Genomic DNA, 3,070 nt, shown 5'->3' with positions numbered 1-3,070 from the left:
TGGGCCGCGAGGACGTGGAGGAGCAGCGCTTCTCCGCCGCCGCCGAGGAACTGCGCCGCAACGGCATCCGCTTCGGCTACGTGCGCGGCTGGTTCGACCCCGCCATCGACGCCCTGCCCAACCTCGGCATCCTCGCGGTGGCGGTGCTGGGTGCCTGGCGCATCGGCGAGGGCCACCTCACCACCGGCCAGCTGGTGGAGGTCGCCTACCTGTTCACCCTGATGTCGCTGCCTATCCGCTCCTTCGGCTGGGTGCTCGGGGACCTCTCCCGCACCGTCGTCGGCGGCGGACGCGTCCAGCAGATCCTCGACGTCACCGAGAACCGCACCTACGGCCCGGACGCCCTCCCCGCCGGCCCCGGCCGCCTCACCTTCGAGCAGGTCTCCTTCACCTACCGCGACGACCCCGCCGCCATGATCCTGGGCCGCACCACCCGACCCGAGGACCAGCACGTGCGCATCAGCCGCGCCCTGCACGACATCACCCTGGTGGCCGACCCCGACGCCGGCACCCGCGTGCTCGCCGTCGTCGGCGCCACCGGCTCCGGCAAGTCCACCCTGGCACTGCTGGCCGCCCGCCTCCTGGACCCCACCGACGGCCGGGTGGCGCTGGACGGCGCCGACCTGCGCTCCCTCACCGCTGAGGCCCTCACCAGCGACGTCGCCCTGGTGCTGCAGCAGGCCTTCGTGTTCGACGCCTCCGTGCGCGAGAACATCACCCTCGGCGAGGACATCGACGAGGACACCATCCGCTGGGCGCTGCGCGTGGCCCAGGCCGACGCCTTCGTCGACGCCCTGCCCGACGGACTGGACGCCCAGCTCGGCGAGCGCGGCGGATCCCTCTCCGGCGGTCAGCGCCAGCGCATCGCCCTGGCCCGGGCGCTGGCCCGCAGGCCCCGCCTGCTGATCCTCGACGACGCCACCAGCGCCTGCGACCCCAGCGTGGAACTGGCGATCCTGGACGGGATCCGACGCGAGATGACCGCCTCCACCCTGCTGCTGATCGCCTACCGCAAGTCCACCATCTCCCTGGCCGACCACGTGGTGTTCCTGGACCACGGCACCGTCTCCGCCCAGGGCACCCACGCCGAACTGCGCACCAACAGCGCCGAGTACCGGGCGCTGGTGGACGCCTACGACGAGGCCGCGATCGCCCACGACCTGATGGAGTCGCACGGATGAGCCGCGCCAGCCGCCCCGCGCCCCCGCGCCCTGCCCGTCACGCCCCCGCCCCGGCTCACCCGTCGGCCGCCGACCGGGAGCCCTCAGCCGGCCCCGCACGCGCCTCCTCCCGCCTGGGCTCCGAGGCCACCAACGACGAGTCGGCGCTGGCCACCGTGCGCCGCGGCCTGGCGCTGACCCCGGAGGCCCTGGCCGGCGTGTGGATCACCCTGCTGCTGGCGATGGTCGCCACCGCCGGCCGCGTGGTGGTCCCCATCTCCGTGCAGAACATCCTGGACACCGGCATCATCGAACCCCCCACACCGGACCTGCGCTTCGTGGCCACCGCCGCCGGGATCGCCGCCTGCGCGCTGCTGGTGACGGCCGGCTGCAACATGCTGATGAACCGCCGACTGTTCCGGATGGCGGAGACGGCCCTGGCGACCCTGCGCACCCGCGCCTTCCGCCACATCCACGACCTGTCCCTGCTCACCCAGGGCACCGAGCAGCGCGGGGCCCTGGTCTCCCGCGTCACCAGCGACGTGGACACCGTCAGCACCTTCATGAGCTTCGGCGGGATCATGCTGATGGTGATGAGCATGCAGCTGGTGCTCGCCACCGGCGTGATGATCGTGTACTCCTGGCCGCTGGCCCTGGTGGTGTGGCTGTGCTACCTGCCGATCTTCTTCCTCCTCAGCGCCCTGCAGAAGCGCATCCGTGCCCGCTACCAGCGAGTGCGCACCGCCGTGGGCAGCATGCTGGGCTCGGTCTCCGAGTCCCTGGTGGGCTCGGCCACCGTGCGCGCCTACGGCATCGAGGAGAGCACCCGCCGCGGCCAGGTGGACCGCGTGCGCGACGTGCGCAACGCCCAGTTCTCCGTGCTGCGCCCCCAGTCGGCCTCGTTCTTCCTATCCGAGATGGGCGACGGGCTCGCCACCGCCGTCGTGGTGGTGGTGGGCGTGCTGCTGGGCACCGGCGCCCTGGGCCTTGACCTGCCCGGGGCCGACCTCACCGCCGGCGGCGTGGTCGCCTTCGTGTTCCTGGTGTCCCTGTTCAGCATGCCGGTGCGGATGGGCAGCGAGATGCTCTCCGAGGCCCAGAACGCGGTGGCCGGCTGGCGCCGCGTGCTCGGCGTGCTCGACACCCCCGCCGACGTCGCCGATCCCGGCGGCGCCATGGACCCCCACACCGGCCGCCGCACCCAGCCGGCGCCCGGCGTGCGTCCCCTGCCCGAGGGTGGTCTCGACGTCGAGGTGGACCAGGTGCGATTCTCCTACCCGGACGGCCCCGAGGTGCTGCACGGCATCGACGTGCACGTGCCCGCCGGCAGCCACGTCGCGATCGTCGGCGAGACCGGCAGCGGCAAGACCACCCTGGCCAAGCTGCTCACCCGCATGATGGACCCCGCCTCCGGTGAGATCCGCATCGGTGGGGTGCCGTTGCCGCTGATCCCGTACTCCTCACTGCGCGACCGCGTGGTGATGGTCCCGCAGGACGGCTTCCTGTTCGATGTCTCCGTGGCCCGCAACCTCGCCTACGGCCGCCCGGACGCCACCCGCGAGGACATGCTGCAGGCCTTGGACGAGCTCGGGCTCGGCCCCTGGTGCGAGGGCCTTCCCGAAGGACTGGACACCCCCGTGGGGCAGCGCGGCGAGTCACTCAGCGCGGGGGAGCGGCAGCTGGTGGCCCTGGCCCGCGCCTACCTCGCCGATCCCGACGTGATCGTGCTGGACGAGGCCACCAGCGCCGTGGACCCAGCGGCCGACGTACGCCTCCAGCAGGCCATCGACGGCCTGGCCCGCGGCCGCACCACCCTCACCATCGCCCACCGCCTCTCCACCGCCGAGCGCGCCCACCAGATCCTGGTGCTGGATGACGGGCACCTGGCCGAGCACGGCACCCACGCCGAA

General features: G+C 73.0%; 2 protein-coding genes. Both read left to right on the top strand.

Translation table 11 applies throughout. From position 1 onward, the window contains the following. Nucleotides 1-1,181, top strand: a 1,181-nt coding sequence (locus tag ACHFFZ_RS03390; protein WP_394275255.1) for an ABC transporter ATP-binding protein, incomplete at its 5' end; no start/stop codon positions are given. After that, on the top strand, nt 1,178-3,070 hold a 1,893-nt coding region (locus ACHFFZ_RS03385; RefSeq protein ID WP_394275254.1), incomplete at its 3' end, for an ABC transporter ATP-binding protein. The genes ACHFFZ_RS03390 and ACHFFZ_RS03385, both read left to right, overlap by 4 nt.

Origin of the sequence: Luteococcus sp., from assembly GCF_043424415.1 — a bacterium.
Lineage (GTDB): Bacteria > Actinomycetota > Actinomycetes > Propionibacteriales > Propionibacteriaceae > Luteococcus.
The sequence above is the reverse complement of the archived record's forward strand: the minus strand, read 5'-3'. Positions and strand labels throughout refer to the sequence as shown.